This is a genomic window from Actinosynnema sp. NPDC059797, assembly GCF_042732085.1.
Taxonomy (GTDB): Bacteria; Actinomycetota; Actinomycetes; order Mycobacteriales; family Pseudonocardiaceae; genus Actinosynnema.
In genome coordinates, this window is sequence record NZ_JBHWIE010000614.1 from 1 (window position 1) to 2,742 (window position 2,742).

1 protein-coding gene is annotated in these 2,742 nt (G+C 76.6%); it reads right to left on the reverse strand.

Annotation, left to right across the window (positions count from 1 at the left end; all coding sequences use genetic code 11):
- A partial coding sequence (locus ACFV4N_RS42450) for a non-ribosomal peptide synthetase (protein ID WP_499678356.1) occupies window positions 1-2,721 on the reverse strand: 2,721 nt, incomplete at its 3' end.
- Between the last annotated feature and the right edge of the window lie 21 nt (window positions 2,722-2,742).

Consider the following 2,742-nt stretch of genomic DNA (forward strand, 5'->3'; position numbering starts at 1 on the left):
CGCCAGGTAGCCGCGGGTGACGCCGGCCCCGGCGATGTACAGCTCACCGGGCACGCCGACCGGCACCGGGCGCAGCCGCTCGTCGAGCACGTGCACCCGGGTCCGCGCCACCGGGCCGCCGATGGAGGGCAGGTCCCCGCCGCGCACGGGAGCGCTGGTGGACCACACGGTGGTCTCGGTGGGCCCGTACACGTTGAGCACCGACGCGGCCCGCGCGGCCAGCCCGTCCGCGACGCCGGCGGGCAGCGCCTCGCCGCCCACGAGCACCCGCAGCCCGTCGACCGTCGCGGGCTCGCTCGCCAGCACCACGTCCCACAGGGTGGGCGTCGCCTGCGCGACCGTGACACCGCAGCGCTCGACGAGGACGCGCAGGGCCGCCGGGTCGCGGACGTCGCGCTCCCCCGCGAGGACGACCCGGCCGCCGGAGGTCAGCGGACCGAACAGCTCCAGCACCGAGATGTCGAACCCCACCGTCGTCACCGCCAACCACCGGTCCGACGACGACAACCCCAACCGAACCCGCATGTCCGCCAACAGGTTCGCCACATTCCCCCGCGACACCACCACACCCTTGGGCCGACCCGTCGACCCCGACGTGTACATCGCGTACGCGGCCTGCCGTGGCCACACGGGTCCACCGGGCAGCGTGCCGCCGCCGGCCGACAGCTCCGCCGCCACGTCCTCGGTGACGACCAGCGCGGGCCGGGCGTCCTGGACCACCGCGGACAACCGCCCGGCGGGCCAGCCCCCGTCGAGCGGCAGGTACGCGGCGCCCGCCCGCCACACCGCCAGCAGCACCACGACCAGGTCCACCGACCGGGGCAGCAGCACGCCCACCAAGTCCTCGGGGCCGACGCCCCGCGCGACCAATCCGGACGCCACCCGCTCCGCGCGCGCGACCAGTTCGCCGTAGGTCAGCGCGGCGTCGCCGCACTCCACCGCGACCGCCGCCGGGTCCTGCGCGCCGAGCAGGTCCCACACGTCGTCCACGGCGCCGACCACGTCCGACCCGTTCCACTCCACGACGACGCGGCGCACCTCGTCCGCCCCCAGCAGCTCGAACCGGCCCAGCCGCCGACCGGGATCGGCCACCGCCTGTTCCAGCACCCGCCCGAACCACGTCGCCAGAGCTCGGGCCGTGGCCTCGTCGAACAGGTCGAGCCGGTACTCCAGGACCGCGTCGAGCCCGCCCCCCGGCAGTTCCCCGACCTCGAACGCGAGGTCGAACCGCGCGCTGCCGGTGCCGAGCGGCAGGCCGGAGACCTCGGCCCCGGGCCAGGGGGGCGGGGGCGGCGCGGCGGTGTGCGTCGACAGCAGCACCTGGAACAGCGGGTGCCTGCCGGTCGACCGGGTCGGGTTGAGCAGCTCCACCAGCCGCTCGAACGGCACGTCCTGCTCGTCGTGCGCGGCCAGGTCGCCGTCGCGGACCCGGCCGAGCAGGGTGGTGAAGTCCGGGTCGCCCGCCGTGTCGACGCGCAGCACGAGGGTGTTGAGGAACAGCCCGACCACGTCCGCCACCGCCGGGTCGGACCGGCCCGCGACCGGGGTCCCGACCGGGATGTCCGTGCCCGCGCCGAGCCGGGTCAGCAGGACCGCGAGCGCGGTGTGCAGGACCATGAACACCGTGGCGTGGTGGGCGCGGGCGAGCGAGGCGAGGCCCGCGTGCACGTCGGCGGGCACGGTGAACGCCACGGCGCCGCCGCGGTGGTCGGGGTGGGCCGGGCGCGGCCGGTCCGCGGGCAGCTCCAGTTGCTCGGGCAGCCCGGCCAGGCACCGCAGCCTGCTCGCGGCCTGGCGGGCGACCTCGCCGTCCGCGGCGTCGTCGCCGAGCACGTCCCGCCGCCACAGCGCGTAGTCCGCGTACTGGACGGGCAGCGGCGCCCAGTCCGGGGCGGTCCCGGCACGGCGGGCCGCGTAGGCGGCGGTCAGGTCGCGCAGGAGGACGCCCATCGACCACTCGTCCACCGCCACGTGGTGCGCCACCAGCAGGAGGACGTGGTCGTCGTGGCCGACGTGCACGAGGTGGGCCCGGAACGGGGCCTCGACGTCCAGCCTGATCGGGCGTTCGACCTCGGCCCGCAGCACCTCGTCGAGCCGGTCGGGCGTGGTGTCCCGCTCGGTCAGCCCGGGTACCGAACCCGGGGGGAGGATCCACTGGTGGGGCCCTTCGGCGTCCTCCGGGAAGGTCGTGCGCAGCGCCTCGTGCCGGTCGGCGACGTCGACGAGCGCGGCCGCGAGGGCGTCCCGGTCGACCTCGCCGCGCAGCCGCAGGGCGGTGGGCGTGTGGTAGGTGGAGCCGTCGGGTTCGTAGGCGTTGAGGAACCACAGCCTGCGCTGAGCGGGCGACAGCGGGATCCGCCCGGGTCGGGGGCGGGCGGTCAGCGGGACCCGCGCCGCGTCGGCGCCCGCGAGGGCTCGGGCGAGCCCGGCAGGGGTCGGCGCGTCGAACAGCGCGCGCACGGGCAGTTCCACGCCGAGGGCGGCGCGCACCAGGCCCACGAGGCGCATCGCCAGCAGCGAGTGGCCGCCGAGGTCGAAGAACCCGGTGTCGGGGCTGATCCGCTCGACGCCGAGCACCTCCGCGAACAGCCCGCACAGGACCTCCTCGCGCGGTGTCGCGGGCGCCCGCCCCTCCGTGCCGAGGTGGTCGGGCACCGGCAGCGCGAGGCGGTCCAGCTTGCCGGTGGGCGTCATCGGCAGCGCGTCGAGCACGACGACCACCGACGGCACCATGTGCTCCGG